Source organism: Rhizobium sp. M1, from assembly GCF_002531805.1.
In the GTDB taxonomy this organism is placed as follows: Bacteria; Pseudomonadota; Alphaproteobacteria; order Rhizobiales; family Rhizobiaceae; genus Rhizobium; species Rhizobium etli_C.
The window spans coordinates 123761-148136 of record NZ_NWSW01000006.1 but is presented as its reverse complement, the minus strand read 5'-3'; the positions used below and the strand labels follow the sequence as shown (position 1 = coordinate 148136).

15 protein-coding genes are annotated in these 24376 nt (G+C 63.0%); 4 read left to right on the top strand and 11 right to left on the bottom strand.

Going from position 1 to position 24376, the window contains the following annotated elements:
- The first annotated feature begins 40 nt into the window (after positions 1-40).
- The 4 genes from CO655_RS06830 to CO655_RS06815 are packed head-to-tail and all read left to right on the top strand — an operon-like array spanning position 41 to position 4363.
- Positions 41-382: a sarcosine oxidase subunit delta gene (locus CO655_RS06830; protein WP_097603914.1), complete on the top strand. Its 342-nt coding sequence runs from the start codon at positions 41-43 to the stop codon at positions 380-382.
- Entirely contained in the window at positions 379-3372 is a 2994-nt protein-coding gene (locus tag CO655_RS06825; RefSeq protein ID WP_097664181.1) for a sarcosine oxidase subunit alpha, read from the top strand. The genes CO655_RS06830 and CO655_RS06825 overlap by 4 nt, the downstream gene beginning before the upstream one ends.
- Entirely contained in the window at positions 3365-3913 is a 549-nt protein-coding gene (locus CO655_RS06820; protein ID WP_097664180.1) for a sarcosine oxidase subunit gamma, read from the top strand. Before CO655_RS06825 ends, CO655_RS06820 begins: the two co-directional genes overlap by 8 nt.
- 48 nt (positions 3914-3961) lie before the next feature.
- Positions 3962-4363, top strand: coding sequence for a VOC family protein (locus tag CO655_RS06815; RefSeq protein WP_097664179.1), 402 nt, complete (start codon positions 3962-3964; stop codon positions 4361-4363).
- An 11-nt stretch (positions 4364-4374) separates the two neighbouring features.
- Here the strand turns inward: CO655_RS06815 and CO655_RS06810 are convergent, their stop codons facing one another.
- The 11 genes from CO655_RS06810 to CO655_RS06760 form a co-directional block, all read right to left on the bottom strand.
- Positions 4375-4863 carry a MaoC family dehydratase gene (locus CO655_RS06810; RefSeq protein ID WP_038691313.1) on the bottom strand — a complete coding sequence of 163 codons (489 nt, stop codon included), beginning with the start codon at positions 4861-4863 and terminating at the stop codon, positions 4375-4377.
- Positions 4864-4955: 92 nt separating this feature from the next.
- Complete coding sequence (gene glgX, locus CO655_RS06805) at positions 4956-6935, bottom strand: glycogen debranching protein GlgX (RefSeq protein ID WP_097664178.1); 1980 nt, start codon at positions 6933-6935, stop codon at positions 4956-4958.
- A gap of 12 nt (positions 6936-6947) precedes the next feature.
- Positions 6948-8579, bottom strand: coding sequence for an alpha-D-glucose phosphate-specific phosphoglucomutase (locus tag CO655_RS06800; protein ID WP_010031384.1), 1632 nt, complete (start codon positions 8577-8579; stop codon positions 6948-6950).
- Positions 8580-8585: 6 nt separating this feature from the next.
- On the bottom strand, positions 8586-10028 hold the full coding sequence (glgA, locus tag CO655_RS06795) for a glycogen synthase GlgA (protein WP_097603919.1): 1443 nt from the start codon (positions 10026-10028) through the stop codon (positions 8586-8588).
- A gap of 3 nt (positions 10029-10031) precedes the next feature.
- Positions 10032-11294 carry a glucose-1-phosphate adenylyltransferase gene (glgC, locus tag CO655_RS06790; RefSeq protein WP_097603920.1) on the bottom strand — a complete coding sequence of 421 codons (1263 nt, stop codon included), beginning with the start codon at positions 11292-11294 and terminating at the stop codon, positions 10032-10034.
- Positions 11295-11312: 18 nt separating this feature from the next.
- Positions 11313-13520, bottom strand: a complete 2208-nt coding sequence (gene glgB, locus CO655_RS06785; protein WP_097603921.1) for a 1,4-alpha-glucan branching protein GlgB — start codon at positions 13518-13520, stop codon at positions 11313-11315.
- Positions 13517-15979: a glycogen/starch/alpha-glucan phosphorylase gene (locus tag CO655_RS06780; protein WP_097664177.1), complete on the bottom strand. Its 2463-nt coding sequence runs from the start codon at positions 15977-15979 to the stop codon at positions 13517-13519. Before CO655_RS06780 ends, glgB begins: the two co-directional genes overlap by 4 nt.
- 276 nt (positions 15980-16255) lie before the next feature.
- A complete protein-coding gene (locus CO655_RS06775) occupies positions 16256-17494 on the bottom strand; it encodes a pilus assembly protein (protein ID WP_097664176.1) in 1239 nt (412 codons plus the stop codon).
- 119 nt (positions 17495-17613) lie between these two features.
- On the bottom strand, positions 17614-18501 hold the full coding sequence (locus CO655_RS06770) for a transglutaminase family protein (protein ID WP_097664175.1): 888 nt from the start codon (positions 18499-18501) through the stop codon (positions 17614-17616).
- Entirely contained in the window at positions 18498-20915 is a 2418-nt protein-coding gene (locus CO655_RS06765; RefSeq protein ID WP_097664174.1) for a circularly permuted type 2 ATP-grasp protein, read from the bottom strand. Before CO655_RS06765 ends, CO655_RS06770 begins: the two co-directional genes overlap by 4 nt.
- Before the next feature lie 49 nt (positions 20916-20964).
- Entirely contained in the window at positions 20965-24291 is a 3327-nt protein-coding gene (locus tag CO655_RS06760; RefSeq protein WP_097603926.1) for a transglutaminase family protein, read from the bottom strand.
- Between the last annotated feature and the right edge of the window lie 85 nt (positions 24292-24376).

The following is a 24376-nucleotide window of genomic DNA, read 5'->3' as shown; positions in this document are numbered from 1 at the left end:
TCTCCCCGCTGGGGAGAAGTGGAGGAGAAGGAAATCCTACATGCTGCTGATCCATTGCCCTTACTGCCAGGAAGAGCGCTCCGAGCTCGAATTCCGCGGCGCGGGCGACGCGCATATCGCGCGGCCCACCGACATGGCCTCGATATCGGATGAGGAATTTGAGGCCTATTTCTTTCTGCGCGACAATCCGAAGGGGCTGATCTACGAACGCTGGCGGCATATTCACGGCTGCGGGCGCTTCTTCAACGCCGCGCGCGACACGGTGAGCGACAAGTTCATCATGACCTACAAGGCAGGCGAGCCGAAGCCCGAGATCGGGGCTGCGGCCGAGAAGCACGCGCCTGTCGAGACATATGAAGCCCTGGAAGGAGAGGCGCAATGAGCGGCGTCAACCGTATCGCCGGCAAGGGGCGCCTGACGCCGGCCAAAACCGCGCGCTTCAGCTTCGACGGCAAGACCTATGCGGCGCTCGAAGGCGATAGCGTCGCCTCGGCGCTGATCGCCCACGGCGTGCACCTCGTCGGCCGTTCGTTCAAATATCACCGGCCGCGCGGCATTCTGTCAGCCGGCGCCGAGGAACCGAACGCCCTGATCGACGTCGCCCGGGATGCGGCACGCAAGCAGCCGAACGTGCGCGCCACCGTGCAGGAAGTCTTCGACGGCATGATCGTCAGCTCGCAGAACCGCTGGCCCTCGCTTGCCCGCGATGTCGGGGCCATCAACAATCTGATGTCGCCGTTCTTCGCCGCCGGCTTCTACTACAAGACCTTCATGTGGCCGCGCGCCGCCTGGAAGCATGTCTATGAACCGCTCATCCGTCGCGCCGCCGGCCTCGGTGTTGCCCCGACGGAAGGCGATCCGGACCATTATGCCAGCCGTTACGCGCATTGCGACGTGCTGGTGGTTGGCGGCGGCGTTGCCGGGCTTTCGGCGGCGCTGGCCGCGGCCCGGACCGGCGTCAGGGTGATCCTCTGCGACGAGCAGGCGGAGGCGGGTGGCGCGTTGCGCTATGATGCCGGCGCCAAGATCGACGGGCAGGACGGCTTCACCTGGGCGCAGAAGGCCGTGGCGCAGCTGAAGGCGATGGACAATGTCCAAGTGCTGCTGCGTACGACTGCCTTCGGCTACTACAACCACAATTTTGTCGCCCTGGCCGAGCGCGTCACCGATCATCTCGCCAATCCCGCCCATGATCTGCCGCGCGAACGGCTCTGGCAGGTCCGGGCCAAGCGGGTGATCCTCGCTAACGGCGCGATCGAACGGCACATGGTATTTCCGAACAACGACCGGCCCGGCATCATGCTGGCCTCGGCGGCGCGGACCTATCTCAACCATTACGGCGTCGCCGTCGGCAAGAATGTCGGCATCTACACGGCGCATGACTCGGCTTATGAAACGGCCTTCGACCTGAAACGCGCGGGCGTTTCGATCGCTGCCATCGTTGATTGCCGGCAGGCGCCGGGCGCGGCGGTGCTGGCGGAAGCGCGCGCGCTCGGCATCGACGTGCTGGCCGGCCAGTCGGTCATCAACACCGCGGGGCGGCTGCGCATCTCGTCGATGACGGTGGCGCGCAACGGCGGCGGTTCGCCGCGCAAGATCGCCGTCGATGCGCTGCTGGTTTCGGCCGGCTGGACGCCCTCCGTGCATCTGTTCTCGCAGTCGCGCGGCAAAGTCGCCTTCGACGCTGAAAGCCAGCGTTTCCTGCCCGGCTCCTACGCGCAGAACTGCCTGTCGGTCGGCGCCTGCAACGGCACCGACGACCTGCAGCGGACGATCGAGGAATCGCTTGCCGCCGGCGAGCTGATGGCGCAGGCCACCGGCGGAAGCAGCGGCGAGAAGATCGCAATTTCGGCCGAGCAGGCCTTTGAATGGACGGGCGGTATGATCGGTGCCGCCGAAGGCGCGGGGCCGAAAACCAACGCCAAGGCCTTCATCGACTTCCAGCACGATGTCTGTGCCAAGGATATCCGCCTTGCCGTGCGCGAGGGCATGCATTCGATCGAGCACATCAAGCGCTTTACGACGAACGGCATGGCCTCGGACCAGGGCAAGCTTTCCAACATGCATGGCCTGGCAATCGCCGCCGAAATGCTCGGCAAGGAAATCCCGCAGGTCGGTCTCACCACCTTCCGCGCACCCTACACGCCGGTCACCTACGGCACGCTGATCGGCCATTCGCGCGGAGAGTTGTTCGATCCGACGCGCAAGACGCCGCTGCACGAATGGGAAGTAGCCCACGGTGCCGTTTTCGAAGATGTCGGAAACTGGAAACGTGCCTGGTTCTATCCGCGTGCCGGCGAGAACATGCATCAGGCGGTCGCGCGCGAATGCCGCACAGCCCGAGAGTCGGCCGGCATCTTCGATGCTTCGACGCTTGGCAAGATCGAGGTGGTGGGACCGGATGCGGCAAAGTTCCTCAACCTCATCTACACCAATGCCTGGGATACGCTGAAGCCGGGCAAGGCCCGCTACGGCATCATGACCCGCGAAGACGGCTTCGTTTATGACGACGGCGTCGTCGGGCGACTGGCCGAGGACCGTTTCCATGTCACGACGACGACCGGCGGAGCACCGCGCGTTCTTCACCACATGGAAGATTACCTGCAGACGGAATTCCCGGACCTGAAGGTATGGCTGACCTCGGTCACCGAGCAATGGGCCGTCATTGCCGTGCAGGGGCCGAAGGCGCGCCAGATCGTCGAGCCGCTGGTCGAAGGGGTCGACCTCTCAAACGAGGCCTTCCCGCATATGAGCGTTGCCGAATGCACCGTCTGCGGTGTGCCGGCGCGGCTCTTCCGCGTCTCCTTCACCGGCGAAATCGGTTTCGAAATCAACGTGCCGGCCGATTATGGCCAGTCGGTGCTCGAAGCCGTCTGGGCCAATGCCGAACCGCTCGGCGCCTGCGTCTACGGCACCGAGACGATGCACGTTCTGCGCGCCGAGAAGGGCTACATCATCGTCGGCCAGGATACTGACGGGACGGTTACGCCCGATGACGCGGGTGTTGCCTGGGCCGTTTCGAAGAAGAAGAAGGACTTTGTCGGCATTCGCGGCCTGCAGCGGCCGGACCTCGTGAAAGAGGGACGCAAGCAGCTGGTCGGGCTTGTCACCAAGGATCCGAAGCTGGTGCTCGAAGAAGGCGCGCAGGTCGTCGCGAACCCGAACGAGCCGAAGCCGATGACGATGCTCGGCCACGTTACCTCGGCCTACTGGTCGGAAAGCTGCGGCCGGTCGATCGCCTTCGCGCTCGTCGCCGGCGGCCGGGCGCGGATGGGCGAGACGCTCTACGTGCCGATGCCGGACCGGACGATCGCCGTCGAGGTGGCGGATCTGGTATTCTTTGACAAGGAAGGAGGCCGCATCCATGGCTGATGTCGCAATTCGCAAGCCAGTGCTTGCCGGCCGTCTCGGCGGCTCCGCAACGGTACGGCTGACGGTGGCACCGGCAGCGAGCCGGGTGGCACTGCGCGCGCCGGCGGAATCGCTTGCCGCGCTGTCCAAAGCGCTCGGTCTCACCGTGCCGAACGCTCCGAAGACCTCCAGTCGAGCCGGTGCGCGCTCAGCGCTCTGGATCGGGCCGGACGAATGGCTGGTAATCGATGAGGATGGCGCCGATCTGATGGCGGTGCTTTCCGGCCTCCGTGCCGTGCATTCGGCGACCGACGTTTCCCACCGCAATGTCGCGATCATCGTCTCGGGACCGGGCGCGGAAAAGACGCTTGCCGCCGGCTGCCCGCAGGACCTGTCGCTTTCTTCGTTTCCGGTCGGGGCCGCATCGCGGACCATCTTGGGCAAGGCGGAAATCGTGCTTCTGCGCACGGATGAACAGACGTTCCGGGTCGAATGCTGGCGGTCGTTTTCCGACTTCGTCTTCGGGCTGCTCAACGAGGCGGCTCATGATGCCGGTCATTGAGCCCGGATCAGTCCTGCCTATTTAGGGCGCCCGTTCGAGGGAGGAAGAATGCTGCATCATGCCTCCCTCGGCGTTTCCGATATAGAGCGGTCGGCGGCATTTTACGATGCCGCCCTCGGTGCCCTCGGTTATGTCAGGGTCTGGGATGACATCAGGCCTGGGCAGACGGGGCAGGCGGTCGGCTACGGCCCTCCCGGCGGCGGCGACAAGCTGGCGATCAAACATCGGCCAGAGGGCCAGCGTCCGGCCGGCCCGGGGTTTCATCTGGCCTTTGCCGCGCTGAGCCGTGAGGCGGTCGATGCGTTTCATGCCGCGGCAATCGCGCATGGTGGCCGTGACAATGGCGCTCCCGGTCTTCGACCCCACTATGGCGAGCACTATTATGCCGCCTTCGTCATCGATCCGGACGGCCACGCGCTTGAAGCGGTCGTTAATTCCGTGAAATCATAGCCGCATCCGGCCTACACGTCCTCGGGACGATCCTTCGGGTCGAACTGGATGATGGTGATCCATTTTGCCGTCAGGGCCGGCTTCTTCTCGTTTTCGATCTCGATCGTAACGTCGTAGGTGGTCATCAGCATGCCGCCGCCACGGAAGCGGGCGTCGGACAGCAGGAAGCGGCCGCGCACGCGGGCGCCGCTTTTGACCGGCGTCATGAAGCGGACGCGGTCGAAGCCGTAATTGATGCCCATGGTCTGCTCGCGCACTTTCGGCAGGCAGTTGTAATTCATCGCCGAGAGCAGAGACAGTGTCAGGAAGCCATGGGCGATGGTGCCGCCGAAGGGGCTTTCGGCGGCGGCGCGCTCGGGATCGACGTGAATGAACTGGTGGTCATCCGTTGCCCCCGCAAAGGCATCGATCATCGTCTGGTCGACGGTGATCCAATCCGAAAGGCCCGTTTCCATGCCGATCAATCCCCGCACGTCGGAGAGTGAAATTTCCGTGCCCATGCATTTCCCCGTCAGATAAGCCCGCCGCGGCAAAGCCTTATCGTGCATTTATGACGATTGCGACAAGGATTTGCGCCAATGGGAGGCGCCGGTCACTTTTCTATGAAAAAGCCGACGGAGCGTGGCTCGACGGTGACTCGGGCGCCGGCCTTCTTCACGCCCGCCGGCGTCAATTGACGCCAGCAAGCTTCGCCTTCCGACGGAAGCGTAAAGAGCTCGCGGCTTTCGGAACGATTGAAGAGCACGGCAAGCCGGGTGGGTTTGCCTCTTGAGGCCCGGTCGCCGGTTGCCAGCAGCATGCCGAGGACGGCGAGCGACGGCGTCTCCCATTCGGCGACCGTCATCGGTTCGCCCGAAACCGAGATCCATTCGACGTCGCCATTTCCCGACAGGAAATCCGTTTCGGAAAAGGCGGTGAAGCGGCGGCGCAGCCCGGCGACGAAGGCGGTATGGGCGATGAGATCCTCATTCAATGTCTTCCAGTCGAGCCAGGTGATCTCGTTGTCCTGACAATAGGCATTGTTGTTGCCGCGCTGGCTGCGTCCGCCTTCGTCGCCGGCCGTCAGCATGATGCTTCCGCGGGTGGCAAAGAGCGTTGATATCAGCGCCATCACATCGTTTATCCGGCGCTTGCGGATCGAGGGGTAGAGGGTTTCGCCTTCGACGCCATTGTTCCACGAGTGGTTCTCATTATGGCCGTCGCGATTGTGCTCGCCATTGGCGTCGTTGTGCTTTCCGGCATAGGAGACGAGGTCGATCAGCGTGAAGCCGTCATGGGCGGCAAGGAAATTGACGCTGCGCGTCCCTTTGCCGTCAATGCGGGCGAAGATGTCGGAAGAACCGGCAAGCGCGGTTGCCAGCGCGCCGGTCTTCCATTGATCGCCGCGCCAATAACAACGCAGGTCGTCGCGGACCCGATCGTTCCATTCGAGGAAGGGCGGCGGGAAGTTGCCGAGCTGGTAACCGCCGGGACCGATGTCCCAGGGTTCGGCGATCATGATCCGGTCGGCGAGCACGTTGTCGGCCAGAATGGCGGCAAGTGTTCCGCCATCGCGCTCGAAGCCGGTCGCGGTTCGGCCGAGGACGGGCGCGAGATCGAAGCGAAAACCGTCGACGCCGGCGTTGAGCACGAAATGGCGCAGGCTGTCGATGACGAGACGGCGAACTTCGGGATGGTCGCAGGCGAGCGTGTTGCCGGTTCCCGTATCGTTGACCAGTTCGCCCGGGCCATTCTGGACATGGCGAAAATAATGCAGGTTGTCGAGGCCGCGCAGCGACAGCGTCGTCCCGTACCGGTCGCTCTCGCCGGTATGGTTGAAGACGAGGTCGAGGATAACCGCGATGCCCTCGGCATGCAGGGCGGCGACCGTCTCGCGCAGCTCGGTCATGCCGCCGGGAGCGAGCCGGGGATCGAGCGCCATGAAGGCGACAGGATTGTAGCCCCAGCCATTGGTGAGGCCGAGCGGCGGCAGGTGGCGTTCGTCGATCCAGGCGGTGATCGGCATCAGTTCGACGGCATCGACACCGATCCGCTTCAGATGCGCGATGACGGAGGGATGGGCAAGGGCGGCGATCGTGCCGCGCTGGCGTTCCGGTATATCAGGATGAAGAATGGTGAAGGGGCGGACCGCGACTTCGTAAATGAAGCCGCCCGGTTTGAAGAGTGGCTTGGCGACGGCGGCGCGCGTATCTGATGTGACGATCGCCTTCGGCATCAGATCCTGGCTGTCTTCGCCATAGATGCCGAGGCGGGGATCGTAGCGGAACGGCCGGTCGATCTCCTTGGCATAGGGGTCGATCAGCAATTTCGACGGATCGAACCAGAGGCCGTTGTCCGGCGCGTAGATACCGTCGGCGCGATAGCCGTAGCGGGCGCCTTGCCTGAGGCCATCGACGAAGAGGCGATGGATCTGGTTGCCGTCGCGCGCCATCGGCAGGCGCGCGAATTCCCTGTTGCCGTCATTGTCGAACAGGCAGAGCTCGACCTGCGCGGCATGATGCGACCACACGGCAAATTCGACGCCGGTATCGAAGACGATCGCGCCGGCCTGCGCCGCATTGTTCCCGCGCATGTTTCCCCCGGATCAGGTGATCACGGTTGGCGCGTCGCGTCCCGTGCGTTCCCGAATGCTGGCAACGCTGTCGGCTGCCGCGATGAGATCGGCGAGCGCTTCCTGCGTTTCGATGTTGTGGCGAGTCGAATCCGGCTCGTAACGCTCGATATAGACACGCAAGGTTGCGCCAGACGTGCCGGTGCCGGAGAGACGGAAGACGACGCGGGAGCCGCCTTCGAAGAGGACGCGGATGCCCTGGTGCTCGCTCACCGATTTGTCGATCGGATCGTGATAGGCGAAATCGTCGGCTTTCTCGACCTTCAGGCTGCCGAAACTCTTGCCGGGCAGGGTGGAAAGCTGGCTGCGGAGATTGTCCATCAGCCCGTTCGCCGCATCGGTGTCGAGGCCTTCGTAATCGTGGCGCGAATAATAGTTGCGGCCGTAGGTCTGCCAGTGCTGGGTGACCACATCGGCGACGCTCTCGCCGCGCACGGCAAGAATATTCAGCCAGAGCAGCACCGCCCAGAGGCCATCCTTTTCGCGGACGTGGCTGGATCCGGTGCCGGAGCTTTCCTCGCCGCAGATCGTCGCCATGCCGGCGTCGAGCAGGTTGCCGAAGAACTTCCAGCCGGTCGGCGTCTCATACATGCCGATGCCGCGTCTTTCGGCAACACGGTCGGCAGCACCCGAGGTCGGCATCGAGCGGGCGATGCCGGCGAGGCCGCCGGAGTAACCGGGGGCGAGATTGGCGTTGGCGGCAAGGATCGCCAGGCTGTCGGAGGGTGTGACGAAGATGCCGCGGCCGATGATCAGATTGCGGTCGCCGTCGCCATCGGAAGCGGCGCCGAAATCGGGCGCGTCATCACCCATCATCTCATCGAAGAGTTCCTTGCAATGAACCGGGTTCGGATCCGGGTGATGACCGCCGAAATCCGGCAGCGGCATGAAATTGCGCACAGATCCAGAGGGAGCGCCGAGGCGATTTTCAAAGATTTCCTTGGCATAGGGGCCGGTGACGGCGCTCATCCCATCGAAGGCGATGCGGAAGCCGAGGCTGATCAGATTGCGGATGGCGCCGAAATCGAACAGCTCTTCCATCAGCGCGGCATAATCTTCGACCGGATCGATGACCGAGAGAATCATGCCGCCGGGAAGTTCGTCCTTGCCGATGCGATCGAGATTGACGTCGGCGAAATCGGCGATCTTGTAGCTGTCGATCGTCTTGGAGCGGGCATAGATCGCGTCGGTGATCTTTTCCGGGGCCGGACCGCCATTGTTGATGTTGTACTTGATGCCGAAATCTTCGGTCGGGCCGCCGGGATTGTGGCTGGCAGACAGAATGATGCCGCCGAAAGCCTTGTACTTGCGGATGATGTGGGACGCGGCCGGCGTCGACAGGATGCCGCCCTTGCCGACCATCACCTTGCCGAAGCCGTTGGCGGCGGCCATCTTGACCGCCTTCTGAATGACTTCGCGATTGTAATAGCGTCCGTCGCCGCCGATGACGAGGCACTTGCCCTGGTAGCCTTCCAGCGAATCGAAGATCGACTGGATGAAGTTCTCCGCATAATTCGGCTGCTGGAAGACCGGAACCTTCTTGCGCAGGCCTGAGGTGCCGGGCTTCTGGTCCAGGTAGGGCGTGGTGGGTACGGACTTGATCATTTTAGGTCACATGCCTTTCGAGACGAGGCTTGAATAGAGGGCAGCGTAGCGTTCGGCGCTCTTCTCCCAGGAGACATCCGATTTCATGCCCTGCTTTTGCAATTGGGTCCAGAGTTTTCGGTCCGCGTAAAAATGCATCGCACGGCGGATTGCCTGCAGCATGCCCGTTTCCGTCACGGGTGAGAATTGTATGCCGGTTGCCACTTTCGCCGCAAGGGCGGCGTGATTGGCATCGATCACCGTGTCATTCAGCCCGCCGGTGCGCGCCACGATCGGCACGCAGCCATAGCGCAGACCGTAAAGCTGGGTCAGGCCGCAGGGCTCGAAGCGTGAGGGGATGATGATCGCGTCGCAGCCGGCCTGCATCAGATGCGACATCGGCTCGTTATAGCCGATCGAGACGCCGATGCGGCCGGGATGACGGCTGGCGGAAGCGAGCAGCGCGCCTTCAAGCGCGGCTTCGCCGGAACCGAGCACGACGAGCTTGCCGCCCATGCCGACGATCTCGTCGGCGACGTTGGCGACGATATCCATGCCCTTCTGCCAGGTGAGACGGCTGATGACGCAGAAGATCGGGGCATCGTCATTGTCGAGATGGAAGAATTCGGCGATCGAGCGGCGGTTCTCGTCGCGGTTCCTCAGCGTCGTCGGGCCGTAATGGGTGTGGACGACGGGATCGGTTGCCGGATTCCAGATATCGGTGTCGATGCCGTTGACGATGCCGTGCAGATTGTCGATGCGGGTGGCAATCACGCCTTCGAGCCCCATGCCGAATTCCGGCGTCAGGATCTCATCGGCATAGGTGGGGCTGACAGTGGTGATCGCATGGGCGGTTTGCAGGCCGCCTTTCAGAAAGCCGGTCGTGCCGTAATATTCGACGCCGTCGATGGCGAAGGCATGATCGGGCAGGCGCAGGCCTGGAAAGATCTCGGAGCCGAACTGGCCCTGGAAGGCGATGTTGTGGATCGTCAGCACGCTCGGCAGTTCCGGCGTCGGATAATAGCGCATGTAGACGGAGGTCAGCGCCGCTTGCCAATCGTGCGTGTGGACCAGATCCGGCCGCCAGCCGGGCAGCAGACCGGCGGCGATCTCGGAGGCGGCGAGCGACAGGGCGGCGAAACGGCGCCAATTGTCGGGATAGTCCTTGCCGAGCGGATCGAGATAGGGGCCGCCCGGCCGGTCGTAATAGGCCGGGGCATGGAGGACGAGCAGATCGAGGCCCTCGTGCCGGACCTCGAGCACGGTCGCCTTTTCTCCGAGCAGGTCCGCGAATTCGAGCCTGACGACGGGGTCGCGAATGACCTTCATGACGGCAGGATAGCCGGGCAGGAGAGTCTTGGTCTCGACCCCGAAGGCGTTCAGAGCAATCGGCAGGGCGCCTGACACATCGGCCAGGCCCCCTGTCTTGATCAAAGGGAAGACTTCGGACGAAACCGAAAGAACTTTCATACGTCAGATATCCAGCTTGTCGATCATCGGTTGCGTGATCAGGCAAATGCCGCTTTCCGTCCGCCGGAAGCGTTTGGCATCGAGTTCGTCATCCTCGCCGACAACAAGACCTTCCGGAATGACGACGCCGTGGTCGATCACCACATTCTTGAGCTGCGCGCGCCGTCCGATCTTCACATTCGGCAGGATGACCGCCCCTTCCAGCTTGGAGAAGGAATTGGCCCTGACACCGGTGAAGAGCAGGCTCTTGTTGAGGCTGGCACCGGAGATGATGCAGTCGCCCGAGACGACGGAAGACGTGGCCGAGCCGCGGCGATCCTCGTCGTCATGGACGAATTTTGCCGGCGGGGTGATCTCGGCATAGGTCCAGATCGGCCAGGACTTGTCGTAGATATCGAGCTCCGGCACGATCGCCGTCAGGTCGATATTGGCCTGCCAATAGGCGTCGATCGTGCCGACGTCGCGCCAATAGGGCTCGTGCTCGAAATCCGACCGGACACAGGATTTGGCGAAGCGGTGGGCGACCGCCTTACCATGCTGGACGATATAGGGGATGATGTCCTTGCCGAAATCGCGGCTCGAGGTCGGATCGGCGGCATCGCGGCGCAGTGCATCGAGCAGGAACTTGGTGTGGAAGACATAGATGCCCATCGAGGCCAGCGCGTAATCCGGCTTGTCGGGAATGGGCGGCGGATCGGCCGGCTTCTCGACGAAGGCGATGATCTCGTCCTTCTCGTTGACATGCATGACGCCGAAGCCCACCGCTTCCATGCGCGGCACTTCCAGGCAGCCGATGGTGACGTCGGCGCCGGAATCGACGTGCTGCTGCAGCATCCATTCATAGTCCATCTTGTAGACGTGGTCGCCGGCCAGAATGACCATGTATTCGACACCGTAATCCTGAATGATGTCGATGTTCTGATAGACGGCGTCGGCCGTGCCTTCATACCATTGGGTCTCGGAGACGCGCTGGCTGGCCGGCAGGATGTCGAAGCTCTCATTGCGCTCCGGGCGGAAGAAGTTCCAGCCGCGCTGCATGTGGCGGATCAGCGAATGCGCCTTGTATTGCGTCGCGACGCCGATGCGGCGAATGCCGGAGTTCAGCGCGTTCGACAGAGCGAAATCGATGATGCGGGCCTTGCCGCCGAAATAAACGGCGGGCTTGGCGCGCCGGTCGGTGAGTTCCTTGAGACGGCTCCCCCTGCCGCCCGCCAGAACATAGGCCATTGCATCGCGGGCAAGTGGCTGAATACGCTTTTCTACCATTTTCTCCTCCCACCAGTCTTAATTTTCAGGTTCAAGCATGATCGTTGCCAAAGGCGGCAGCGTAATCGAGCAGGTGATGTTGCCGCCGGCATCGACGGCCTGCACGCGCCCGCCATTGCCCTTGCCGCTGCCGCCGTAGATGTCGGCATCGGTATTCAGAATCTCCCGCCAGCGGCCCGCCAGAGGCAGGCGGATCGAATAATTCTCGCGATAGACGGGCGTGAAATTGGTGATGACGGCAATCGGCTTCTGGCCCGGCGCCTTGCGCAGCCAGGCAAAGACGGAATTCTCGCCGTCGTCGGCAACCAGCCATTCGAAACCTTCGCCCTCGCAGTCACGCTCATGCAGCGCCTGTTTGCTGCGGTAGGTGAAGTTGAGGTCGCGCACCAGGCGGCGCATGCCCTCGTGCATACGGTATTGCAGTAGGTTCCAGTCGAGCGACTTCGCCTCGCTCCACTCGCTCCACTGGGCGAATTCCTGGCCCATGAACAACAGCTTCTTGCCGGGATAGCCCCACATATAGGCGTAGTAAGCGCGCAGATTGGCGAACTTCTGCCAGTCGTCACCCGGCATCTTGGCGATCAGCGAGCCCTTTCCGTGGACGACCTCGTCATGCGACAGCGGCAGGACGAAATTTTCGGAATAAGCATAGAGCAGGCCGAAGGTGAGCTCGTTGTGATGGTGCTTGCGGTGCACCGGATCGCGTTTCATGTAGCTCAGCGTGTCGTGCATGAAGCCCATGTTCCACTTGAAGCCGAAGCCGAGGCCGCCTTCGTGGACGGGCTGCGAGACCTTCGGCCAGGAGGTCGATTCCTCGGCGATGGTCATGACATTGGGATGCAGGCCATAGATGCGGATATTGAGGTCCTGCAGAAAGCGGACCGCTTCGAGGTTCTCGTTGCCGCCATACTCGTTCGGGATCCATTCGCCGTGTTTGCGGGAATAATCGAGATAGAGCATCGAGGCGACGGCATCGACCCGCAGTCCGTCGAGATGGAACTTCTCGGCCCAATAGAGGGCGTTGTTGACGAGATAGGAAACGACCTCGGTGCGGCCGAAATTGTAGATCGCCGTGTTCCAGTCGGGGTGGAAGCCCTTGCGCGGGTCTTCGTGCTCATAGAGCGCCGTGCCGTCAAACCAGCCGAGGCCATGCTCGTCGGTCGGGAAATGCGCCGGCACCCAGTCGAGGATGACGCCGATGCCGACCTTGTGGCAGCCGTTGACGAAACGGGCAAAACCCTCCGGTTCGCCGAAGCGGGCGGTCGGCGCGTAGAGGCCGGTCGTCTGGTAGCCCCAGGAGGGATCGTAGGGATGTTCGGTGATCGGCAGGAATTCGATATGGGTGAAACCCATGTCGACGCAATAAGGGATGAGGCTGGAGGCGAGCTCGTCCCAGGACAGCATGGTGCCGTCCTGCCGACGCTGCCAGGAGGCGGCGTGAACCTCATAAATGGAGATCGGCTGGCGGCGCTTGTCGGTCTCGCGCCAATGCTTCAGATGGGCCTCGTCCTCCCAGACCTGCTCCAGCTCGGCGGCGGCGACCGAGGCGGTCTTCGGCCTCAGCTCGCTGCGCCGGGCGAAGGGATCGGCCTTCAGCGGCAGCAATACGCCGTCATGGCCGCGGATCTCGAATTTGTAGGCGGCGCCGATCGGCACATCAGGGGCAAAGATCTCCCAGATGCCGCTGTCGGCGCGCAGCCGCATGACGTGGCGGCGGCCGTCCCAATTGTTGAAATCGCCGACGACCGAGACGCGCTGCGCATTCGGGGCCCAGACGGCGAAGTGCATGCCCTGGGCGCCGTCATGGCGGATGAGGTGAGCGCCCATCTTGTCGAACAGACGCAGATGCGAGCCTTCGCGGGCGAAATAATCGTCCATCGGCCCAAGCACCGGCCCGAAGCTGTAGGGGTCGGTGACGGCCCATTCGGCATCGCCGCGCCGGGCGCGGTAGCGCACCGGCTGCAGCCTGGTCAGCGAAACGGGGCCGGCGAAGAAGCCGTCGGCATGCAGCTGCTTCAGTTCGCCGACGACGACGCCGTCGAGCGTCATGGCGGTCACGTCTTCGGCGCCCGGAATGAAACAGCGGGCGACGAAGGCGTCGCCGGCCTGGTGCACACCTAGGACGGCAAAGGGATTGGAATGCGAGCCGGCAAGGATCGCCGTGATTTCATCTGCCGAAATTTCCCAGGAAAGCTTTACTTCAGGGATGGTTTTCGGCGTTTTCATCCGGCTCTCCAGATTTCGTCTGCATATTGCCTGATCGTGCGGTCGGAAGAGAACCAGCCCATCCGCGCCGTATTGTTGATCGTCTTGGTGTACCAGTCGGACTGGTTGGTCCAGATCTGGTCGACGTCGCGCTGAGCCTGGGCATAGGCGTCGAAATCGGCGGCGACCATGAACCAGTCGTGCCAATAGATGCCGTCGATCAGCGCCGTGTAGCGGTTGCGATCATCGGGCGAGAAGACGCCGGAGCCGATGGCGGAGAGCGCCTGCGAGAGTTCGCGCGAGCCCTCGATGATGGCGCGGGGATTGTGGCCGTCGCTGCGGACCTTGGCAACCTCGTCGGCCCTGAGGCCGAAGATGACGATGTTGTCTTCGCCGACATTGTCGCGCATCTCGACATTGGCGCCGTCGAGCGTGCCGATCGTCAGCGCCCCGTTGAGGCCGAACTTCATGTTGCCGGTGCCGGATGCCTCCATGCCGGCGGTCGAAATCTGCTCGGAGAGGTCGGCGGCCGGAACCATGACCTCGGCGAGCGAGACATTGTAGTTCGGCACGAAGACGACCTTTAACAGGCCGCGCACCGACGGGTCGTTGTTGATGGTGCGGGCGACGTCGTTGATCAGCTTGATGATCAGCTTGGCGTTGTAGTAGCTCGGCGCCGCCTTGCCGGCGAAGAGTTTGACGCGCGGCACCCAGTCCAGCTCCGGATGCGAGCGGATCTGGTCGTAGAGGGCAACGGCTTCGATGATGTTCAGCAGTTGGCGCTTATATTCGTGGATGCGCTTGATCTGGATATCGAACATCGCCGACGGATCGAGCTTCACGCCCATGCGGCTGGCGACGAGATTGGAGAGCGCCACCTTGTTGGCCCGCTTTATCGCCGCGAACTTCTGCTGGAAGCTCGGATCGGAAGCATGCGCCTCGAGCGGGCGCAGCTTTTCGGCATCATCGAGGAACTCGTCGCCGATCGCCTCGCGGATCAGGCCGGTGAGGCCGGGATTGCACTGCTGCAGCCAGCGGCGCGGCGTGATGCCGTTGGTCTTGTTGTTGATGCGGTCGGGATAGAGCTTGTGCAGGTCGGCAAAGACCGTGACCTTCATCAGATCGGTGTGCAGGGCCGAGACGCCGTTGATCGAATGCGAGCCGATGAAGGCGAGGTTGCCCATGCGCACGCGGCGGTCGCCGCTTTCCTCGATCAGCGAGATCGAGCGGATTTCGCTGTCGGAAAAATTCTTGGTCTTGCGGGCATCGAGCAGGATCTTGGCGTTGATCGCATAGACGATCTGCATGTGACGCGGCAGCAGGCGCTCGAACAGCGGCACCGGCCAGCTTTCCAGCGCTTCGGGCAGAAGCGTGTGATTTGTATAGGAGAACGTGTGGCGGGTGATCTCCCAGGCCTGTTCGAAATCCATGCCGTGCACGTCGCAGAGCAGACGCACGAGTTCGGCGACCGAGACGGCCGGATGGGTGTCGTTCAACTGGATGGCCACCTTGTCCGGCAGCGAGGTGAAATCATCATATTGCTGCAGGTGGCGGCGCAGGATGTCCTGCAGCGAAGCGGACGAGAAGAAGAATTCCTGGCGCAGGCGCAGTTCCTGGCCGGCCGGCGTGGCGTCGGCCGGATAGAGAACCCGGGTCAGGCTTTCGGCCTTGTTGCTTTCGCGCAGCGCGCCGATGTGGTCGCCGGCGTTGAAGGCATCGAGCAGGATCGGATCGATCGGCTGCGCCGACCAGAGGCGCAGCGTGTTGACGCGTTTGCCGCGCCAGCCGACGGCCGGCGTGTCGAAGGCGGCGGCGATGACGCGTTCGGCCGGTTTCCAGACGTAGCGCGGCTGGTCGTCATGGGTGGTGATGAATTCGACGGAACCGCCAAAGCCGATTTCATAGGAGCTCTCGCGGCGCTCGAACTCCCAGGGATTGCCGTGGGCGAGCCAGTTTTCGGGCAGTTCCACCTGCCAGCCGTCGGCCAGCTGCTGGCGGAAGAGGCCATGGACATAGCGGATACCGTAGCCATAGGCCGGGACGTCGACCGTCGCCATGCTCTCCATGAAGCAGGCGGCGAGACGCCCGAGGCCGCCATTGCCGAGTGCGGCATCCGGCTCCAGCCCGGCAATGACGTTGACATCGACGCCGAGCGAGGCGAGCGCATCGCGCACCTCTTCCATCAGGCCGAGATTCGAGACGGCGTCGCGCATCAGGCGGCCGATCAGGAATTCGAGGGAAAGATAATAGACGCGCTTGGCGCCGGTCGCATAGACCTCGCGGGTGGAGGCCATCCACTTGTCGATGATGCGGTCGCGCACCACCAGGATCGTCGCCGTCAGCCAGTCATGCGGCTTCGCCACCTTGGCGTCCTTGCCGATGCGGTAGGTCAGACGTTCGATGATTTCTTCAGCGAGAATTTCCGGCCTTGAACTGCGGGGAGCGGGAGAAGGGATAACCGGCTTGGAAACGGTATTCATGGTCAGATCTCGCCAATTTTAATTTGGTTTCAGGGTGTTATGCCTGATTTAATCGATTTGTCGCTTGCGCGGACCACAGTTTATGCATCGTTAGGAAGCACTTGCAACAAAGGATTTGGACAAACGAAAAATTTGCGAAACCTTCATATTCACGGGGTTCGAGGGGATTGATTTCAAACGCTTTTCCCGATCAGATGGATGGGATAGCGATAACGAAAAGCCGCGCCGGTTTGTACCGGCGCGGCTTTTTTGATCGGCTTTCGGCTGGCAGTATCGTCAGTTCGTCAGGCGCGTCACTTGAGTGGACGCCTTCGCTCCGATCGCTTTGAACGCGGCGAAAAGGTCTTCCATTTTTTCCGCCTGGAAATAGTGGGAGGCGTCTGAGGCGCAATACTGCAGCAGCGCCTGTCCGCCCTCGGGCGCCATGAAGGCGATCGTATAGATCACAATGCCCTTGGACTTGGCTGTGTCGCATGTCGCCTTGGTCAGCGTGTCATATGAACGGCCGCCGCTGCTGTCGTCGTTATTGTTGCCGTCCGTCATGAAGACGATGTACTTCTTGGGTATCTGCCCGCTCTTCAACTGGTGGGCGGAGTCTTCGGCGTCGTTCCCCGCAGCATTCTTTGCCGTCAGGGACAAATAGGCGGTGCTCATAGCGCCGCTGGAATTCGTACCGCCATTCGCCTGAAGCGCATTGACATAGCTCGAAACACCAACAGTTCCCCAGGCGAGACTGCTGGGTGCGTATTGAACGATATCGTAAGAGACCGCACCGGTGCGGACGTATTGGGCGTTGGGATCGGCGGTGCTCAACTGGGCGAAGAGATTGCCGGCGGCCATCTTCAGCGCTTCTATTTTCGTGTAGTAGTTCGCGCGACTGCCCGTGCAGGTGTCCCAGACCTCCTTGCCCTTCTTGTTATAGTGGGGATTGCAGGCATAGGTATATGATTCCGTGGGATCTTCCTCGTTGACGGTCGCCGTGTCCTCTCCCATCGATCCTGATTTGTCGAGCGCCAGATACATCGAGATGGAGCCCTGGGTCTGAGTCTGCGAATGGCCGCCGACCGTCGTGCCTGATGTCGAAAGGTGCTGCGTGGTGAAGCCGACCGCCTGCATCAGCGGATTGACCGTCAGGTCGTAGCTCGGCGAAACCGTCACCTGGTAGGATGTCGAATTTCCCGATGTGTTTGTCTGCACGCTAACGCCCGTCGCGCTTTTAATGTCGACGCCGCTTTGCAGATAATTCGCCATTTGCCCTGCGACGAAATTCCGCGCGAAGGCCTCGGCCTGAGAGGTTTGGATCGTGCCATTCGCCAGCGCGGTGGCGGTCGCAAGCGCCGCCGAATCGGCTGCTTCCTGCAGTTGCTGCTTGGAGAGCAGCATATCGCCGACATGGACCGCCATGCCGGCAGCACCGAGAAGAACCGGCGCCAAAATCGCCGTCATGATACCGAAATTACCGCCTCGATCGCTAAACATGCGACGCAGGCAGGGATGCAAAGAGAAGGTGCTCATCATGTTCACCCAAGTGGAAACCCTGTCAGGTGATTAACGCATGCTGGTTCTTTACGCCGACCTTACGGCGTCAATAGAATTTTAACGAATCGCCGGTTTTTTCCAGTTTTGGGATTGCCTTATTTCAGCGGGATCACGTCGACCGCCTGGACCGCACGCTGGCCGCCATAGCTTTTCAACACACCGATAACGGGGACGACGTCGGAATAATCGCGCCCATAGGCGACGACGATGTGGTCGGTGCCGGCGGGGATGTCGTTGGTCGGGTCGAGCTCGATCCAGCCGATCGTCTCGCCGCACCAGATCCTGACCCAGGCATGCATGGCATCGGCCCCTTCCAGCCGTTCCTTGCCGGGCGGCGGGATGGTGCGCAGGAAGCCGGAGACGTAACCCGCCGGAATGCCGAGGCTTCGCAGCGCCATGATCATGATGTGGGTAAAATCCTGGCAGACGCCGCGCTTCAGCTTGAAAGCCTCGAGCGGTGTCGTGTCGACCGTCGTCGCGTCGGGATCGTAGGTGAAATCCTTGTTGATGCGGGTGCAGAGCGCATGGGCGATCTGCATCGCCGTCAGATCGGGCTTGGCGCAGCTTCGGGCATAGTCGGCGATCTCGCGCGTCTGCGTCAGGCGCGGGCTGTCGCCGAGAAAGTGGTGCGGCGAATCCGGCGCCAGCGACCAGGTGCCTGCTATCTCCTCGGGCAGGTCGGCAAGCAGCGGCGAGAAATCGGCGGCGATCGGCTGGCTTTCGACCTGCACGCGGGCCTGCATGCGAATGTCGAGCGCCTCGTGCGGCGCGCGCAGCATGAAGGAGGTGGCGGGGTGTTGAAAGAAATCGACGAAATGCGACTGCTCGTCCGGCGTCGGCGAAATCGTGATCGAACCGGCGACCAGGCGTTGCCGGTTGGTGAGCGACAGCGGCATCAGGCGCATGATGTGGCGAGCGCCGGATGCCGGGACGTCGTAGATGTAACCCATGCGGAGCGAGAGGTCGTAAAGCACTGCCGTCACCCGAGATAGGTCTGGGCGAGCAGGTCGGAAAGCTGCTCCAATTCGCGTTCGAACCGCTGATAGACCTCAGGCCCCATGCCCTCCGGCGTCATCACCGCCAGGCCGGAATGAAGCCGCATCGCCTCGCGGTAGAAGGGCGACATCTGGCCGTTGATCAGGGCATTCGGCAATTGCTCGACCTCGTGGTGGATCTCGTTCACCTGGAAGAGCACCGAGCGCGGGTTGAGCGGATCGAGCGCCAAGAGGTCGGTGACCGTCAGCCGCGCCGTATTGACGTTGTAGCGGCGGCGGTGGGTCATGACGCTGTCGCCGATTTCCAGCAGCATGTCGAGCGCGCCGTCGGGCGCTTCCGGGCCGGACATGTGGCCGAGCAGGCGGGTCATGTGCAGGCCGCGCTCGATATAGCGGCCGAGCGAGAGGAAGCGCCAACCCATGAAGCGGTACATGTTCTCGTGCACGAGGCCGGCAAAACCGGCGAGCTTGCGCAGAAGGATCGTCATCGCGTGGCTGGCGTCGTCGCCGGCAGTGACGGTGACACGGAAACGGCGGGCGGTCTTGGCGAGATCGTTGAGCGCCAGCCAGCCGTCCGGCGAAAAACGGTCGCGGATATTGCTCGCCGAATAAACCGCGCTGTCGATGTTGCGTAAGAGCGTTTCCGGCACGGCCTCGGCAGTATCGATATCGACGGCGGCGAGATAGGCCGAGACGTCGGCAAGCAGCGGCTGGCTCGGATCGGCGGCCTCGGCATAACGCGCATGCCAGGCGCGCAGGATGCGCAACGCCCCTTCGGCGCGTTCGATGTAGCGGCCGAGCCAGAACAGGTTGTCGGCCGCCCGGCTCGGCAGGCTGCCCGGCATATTGCGGGTGAAGCTGCCTTCGGCCGGCAGCAGCGTGTGGCGCTCGACCGGCTTGTCGCTGACGATCCAGACATCGGCGGCCGCGCCGCCCGACTGCATGGCGATTGCCGCGACATCGGCGCCGGAGCCGATGCGGGCAAAACCGCCGGGCATGATCTGCCAGCCGTTGGCGGTGCGGGCGGCGAAGACGCGCAGCGACATCGGCCGCGGCACCAGCTTGCCGTCCACCCAGGCCGGCGTCGTCGAGAGTGTGACGACCTCCTGGCCGACCAGCTTGGGGCCGTCCGAACTCAGCCAATCGGTGATGGAATCCCTGGCGGTCGCCCGCAGCGACGAGCCGAGCACGGATTCGCCGTCGTCGTCGAAGAAGGGCGCCCGGGAATAGGCCGGGCCAATCACCATCTTCTCGATATTCTTGGCGACGTGCTCGCGCTCTTCCTCCTGGCCGCACCACCAGGTCGCAATCGAGGGCAGCCGCAGATCCTGCCCCAACAGACGGCGGCAGATGGTCGGCGTGAAGGCCAGAAGCGCCCGGGTTTCGAGAATGCCGGTGCCGAGCGCATTGACGATGGTGACGCTTTCGGTGCGCAAGGCTTCGACGAGGCCGGGCGTGCCGATATGCGAATTCTGGTTCAGTTCCAGCGGGTCGGCGAAGGCGGAATCGAGACGGCGCCAGAGCACGCCGATCGGCTTCAGGCCGGCGACGGTGCGCACCATGACGCGGCCCTTGACGACGGTCAGATCCTCGCCCTCGAGCAGCATGAGGCCGAGATAGCGGGCGATATAGGCGTGTTCATAGTAGGTCTCGTTGGCCGGGCCCGGCGTCAGCACGGCGATGCGGTCGTCGCCGGAATGTTTCAAGCTCTGCAGCGCATCGCGGAAGGCGCCGAAGAAGGAGGCGAGGCGGTGGACTGGGGTTTCGGCGTAGATATCCGAGAAGGCGCGGGTGGTGGCGACGCGGCTTTCCAGCGCGAAACCGGCGCCCGATGGCGCCTGCGTCCTGTCGGCGAGCACCCACCAATTGCCGTCAGGCCCGCGGCCGATCTCGAAAGCGCAGAAATGCAGATAGTGGCCGGATGCCGGTCTGATGCCGGAGAGCGGGCGCTGGAATTCCGGATTGGCGGCGATCAGCGCCGGCGGCAGCACCCCTTCCTCCACCAGCCGGTTGTCGCCATAGATATCGGCGACGATCGCTTCCAACAGATCGGCGCGCTGGACCAGGCCCGCCGACAGCGCCTGCCATTCGCGCTCGTCGATCAGCACCGGGATATGCGAGATCGGCCAGGCGCGTTCGCCGGTGCCCTTGCTGCCATAGGCGCGGTAGAAGACGCCGGCATCCCTGAGATAGCGGTCGGCGCGAGCGAAACGCTCGGCGAGATCCTTTTCCGGCATTGCGCCGAGATGCGAGAGGAAACGCTGCCAGACGGGGCGGACGACGCCATTATTGTCGACCATCTCGTCGGCAGTGCCGGGAAGCGGCGCATAGTCGAAGGCCGCATCCTTGCCGATGCGAACCTCTGCCTCACCCTTGCGCTCCGCTGCGGGCCTTTTACCCATCAAAACTCACATCCCAACCCCGGCCTCAGCCCTTGGCCTCGATCCCGGCTCAAATTCCGGCGGGCCGCCGCAGATCCAGCGTCAGCGGGAATTCAAGCGAACCCGTCTCGGCGCGCGGGATATAACCGCCTGCCGTATGCCCCCACGGTTCGAAGCGGGCGAGCCGCCTTGCTTCCGCCTCGTTGCCGTTGACCGGGAAGGTGTCATAGGTCCGGCCGCCCGGATGGGCAACATGATAGATGCAGCCGCCGATCGAACGCTTCGACCATGTATCATAAATGTCAAAAGTCAAAGGTGTGTTGACCGGCAGGACAGGGTGCAGGCCCGAAGCCGGCTGCCATGCCTTGTAGCGGACGCCGGCGACCGATACGCCGGAGGTGCCGGTCGGCGTCAGCGGCAGGGTGCGGCCGTTGCAAGTCACCGTGTAGCGGGCCGTATTACTGGTTTCGAACCGCACCTGGAGGCGCTCGACGGAGGAGTCGACGTAGCGCACGGTGCCGCCGACCGCGCCTTCCTCGCCCATGACATGCCAAGGCTCCAGCGCCTGGCGCAGTTCCAGCTTCGAGCCCTCGTATTCGACTTCGCCGCAGAAGGGGAAGCGGAATTCGAGCTGGGCCTTGAACCATTCCGGGCTGAGGTCGAAGCCGTTTTCGCGAAGATCGGCGAGCACGTCGAGGAAATCGGCCCAGACGAAATGCGGCAGCATGAAGCGGTCGTGCAGGGTCGTGCCCCAGCGGACGAACTTGCCGTCGACCGGGTTGACCCAGAAGCGGGCGATCAGCGCGCGCACGAGCAATTGCTGGGCAAGCGACATGCGGGCATTCGGCGGCATCTCGAAGCCGCGGAACTCGATGAGGCCGAGCCTGCCGGTCGGGCCGTCGGGCGAAAACAGCTTGTCGATGCAGATCTCGGCGCGGTGGGTGTTGCCGGTGACATCGGTCAAGAGATTGCGGAACAGGCGGTCGACGAGCCAGGGCAGCGGCGGCTGACCGCGGCCGGGCGCCGCGATCTGCGCCATGGCGATCTCCAGCTCGTAGAGGCTGTCGTGGCGAGCCTCGTCGATGCGCGGCGCCTGGCTGGTCGGGCCGATGAACATGCCGGAGAAGAGGTAGGAGAGCGAGGGGTGGCGCTGCCAATGGAGGACGACGCTCTTCAACAGATCCGGACGGCGCAGGAAGGGGCTGTTGTTCGGATTGGCGCTGCCGACGACGACATGGTTGCCGCCGCCGGTGCCGGTATGACGGCCGTCGATCATGAATTTGTCGGCGCCGAGCCGGGTGGCGCGCGCCTCCTCGTAGATTGCCGTGGTGATATCGACGCAATCCTTCCAGTTGGATGCCGGATGGATGTTGACCTCGATGACGCCGGGATCCGGGGCGACGCGGATGACGTTGATGCGCTCGTCCTGCGGCGGCGGATAACCTTCGATATGAACGGGAAGCTTGAGCTCGGCGGCGGCGTTTTCGGCAGCGGCGATCAGCTCAAGATAATCCTCGATCCGCTCGACCGGCGGCATGAAGACGCAGAGCCTGCCGTCACGCGGTTCGACCGACATGGCAGTGCGCACGGCGCCGCCGATTTCTCCGAGCGTCTGTTCGATCCGACTGCGATTGTTCTCGCCGGCGTGGAAGGAGGCTTCCGGCATGGCGCGGCCGGCCGGTACGAAAACGTCAGGCAGCGGTTCGCGCGGGATCGTCGGATCGGCGGGATGGATATAGGGATAGCGTGCCGGGGGGACATAGGGCAGGGTGCCGAGCGGCAGGCGGTAGCCGATCGGGCTGTCGCCAGGCACAAGGAAGATCCTGCCGCGGCGGGTGCGCCATTTCTCGCTGACCCAGACCCGGCTTTCAGCGGCCCTGGCGTTCCATGCCTGGACCGGAAGGATGTAACCGGTGGGGACGGTGAGGCCACGATCGAAGACGCGGGCGATGCGGTTGCGTTCCTCGGGATCCTTCAGCTTCGAATTCGCCGGATCGACATTGTCGGGAAGATTGCCTTCCTTGATGATCCAGTCGGCCGGGTCCTCAAAGGCCGGCTGCACCATGTCGGGCTTGATCGCCAATTCTCTCGCGATCGCCGTCAAGAGCTTTTCGGCATCCTCGGCTGCAACACCGGTATCCCTGCCTTCGGCGGCGACCAGATCGAGGTTCTGCCAGATTGGCTTGCCGTCGCGGCGCCAGTAGAGCGAGAAGGTCCAGCGCGGCAGGCTTTCGCCCGGATACCATTTTCCCTGGCCGTAATGCAGGAAGCCGCCGGGGGCGAAGCGCTCCTGCAGCCGGCGGATCAGGCTGTCGGCCTTTTCGCGCTTGGTCGGGCCGACGGCGGCGGTGTTCCACTCTTCGGACTGGAAGTCGTCGATCGAAACGAAGGTCGGCTCGCCGCCCATCGTCAGGTGTACGTCCTCTGCTTCGAGGACACGGTCGACCTTCTCGCCGAGTTCGTTGAGCTCCTCCCAGCTTTCATCCGAGAAGGGCTTGGTGATGCGCGGGTGCTCGGCGACGCGCGAAACCTTCATGTCGAAGGCGAATTCGGTTTCGGCCTCGCCGAAGTAACCGCCAGAGATCGGCGCGGCGTTGCGGTAATGCGGCGTGGCGGCCAGCGGGATGTGGCTTTCCCCGGTCAAGAGGCCCGATGTGGGATCGAGGCCGACCCAGCCGGCGCCGGGCAGGTAGACCTCGGCCCAGGCATGCAGGTCGGTGAAATCGACTTCGGTGCCGGAGGGGCCGTCGAGCGCCTTCAGATCCGGCGTCAGCTGGATGAGGTACCCGGAGACGAAGCGGGCGGCGAGGCCGAGATGGCGAAGGATCTGGACGAGCAGCCAGCTGGTGTCGCGGCACGAGCCCTTGGCTGTTTCCAGCGTTTCCTCCGGCGTCTGCACGCCGGCTTCCATGCGGATGACATAGCCGATCTGGCGCTGCAGGCGGGCGTTCAAACCGACGACCATATCGATCGTCGCCTGCCCGGGCGACCAGTCGAGGGTCGGCAGCAGCGCCTTCAGGCGCGGGCCGGCCGGCTCGGGCGTCATGTAGATCGACAGATCCTCGCGGATCGTTTCGGGATAATCGAAGGGCCATTTGGTCGCTTCTTCTTCGACGAAGAAGTCGAACGGGTTGTAGACCGTCATGTCGGCGACGAGGTCGACCTCGATCTTGAACTCCGTTACCGGGTCCGGGAAGACGTAGCGGGCGAGATAATTGCCGTAGGGATCCTGCTGCAGATTGACGAAATGGTTGGAGGGCGTGACCTTCAGCGAGTGGCTGAGCACCCGTGTCTTCGAATGCGAGGCCGGTTTCAACCGGATAATCTGGGGGCCGAGGCGAACCGGCTTGTCATAGATATAATGCGTCAGGTGATAGATACTGGCTTTGATCGACATATTTCTCTTTTTATCCTGCGCGCATCGTCGTGCGTCTTGCTGTTCCCAAAGCCAGTCTGTGCAATGCAGCGAAAGAAAGCAAGGT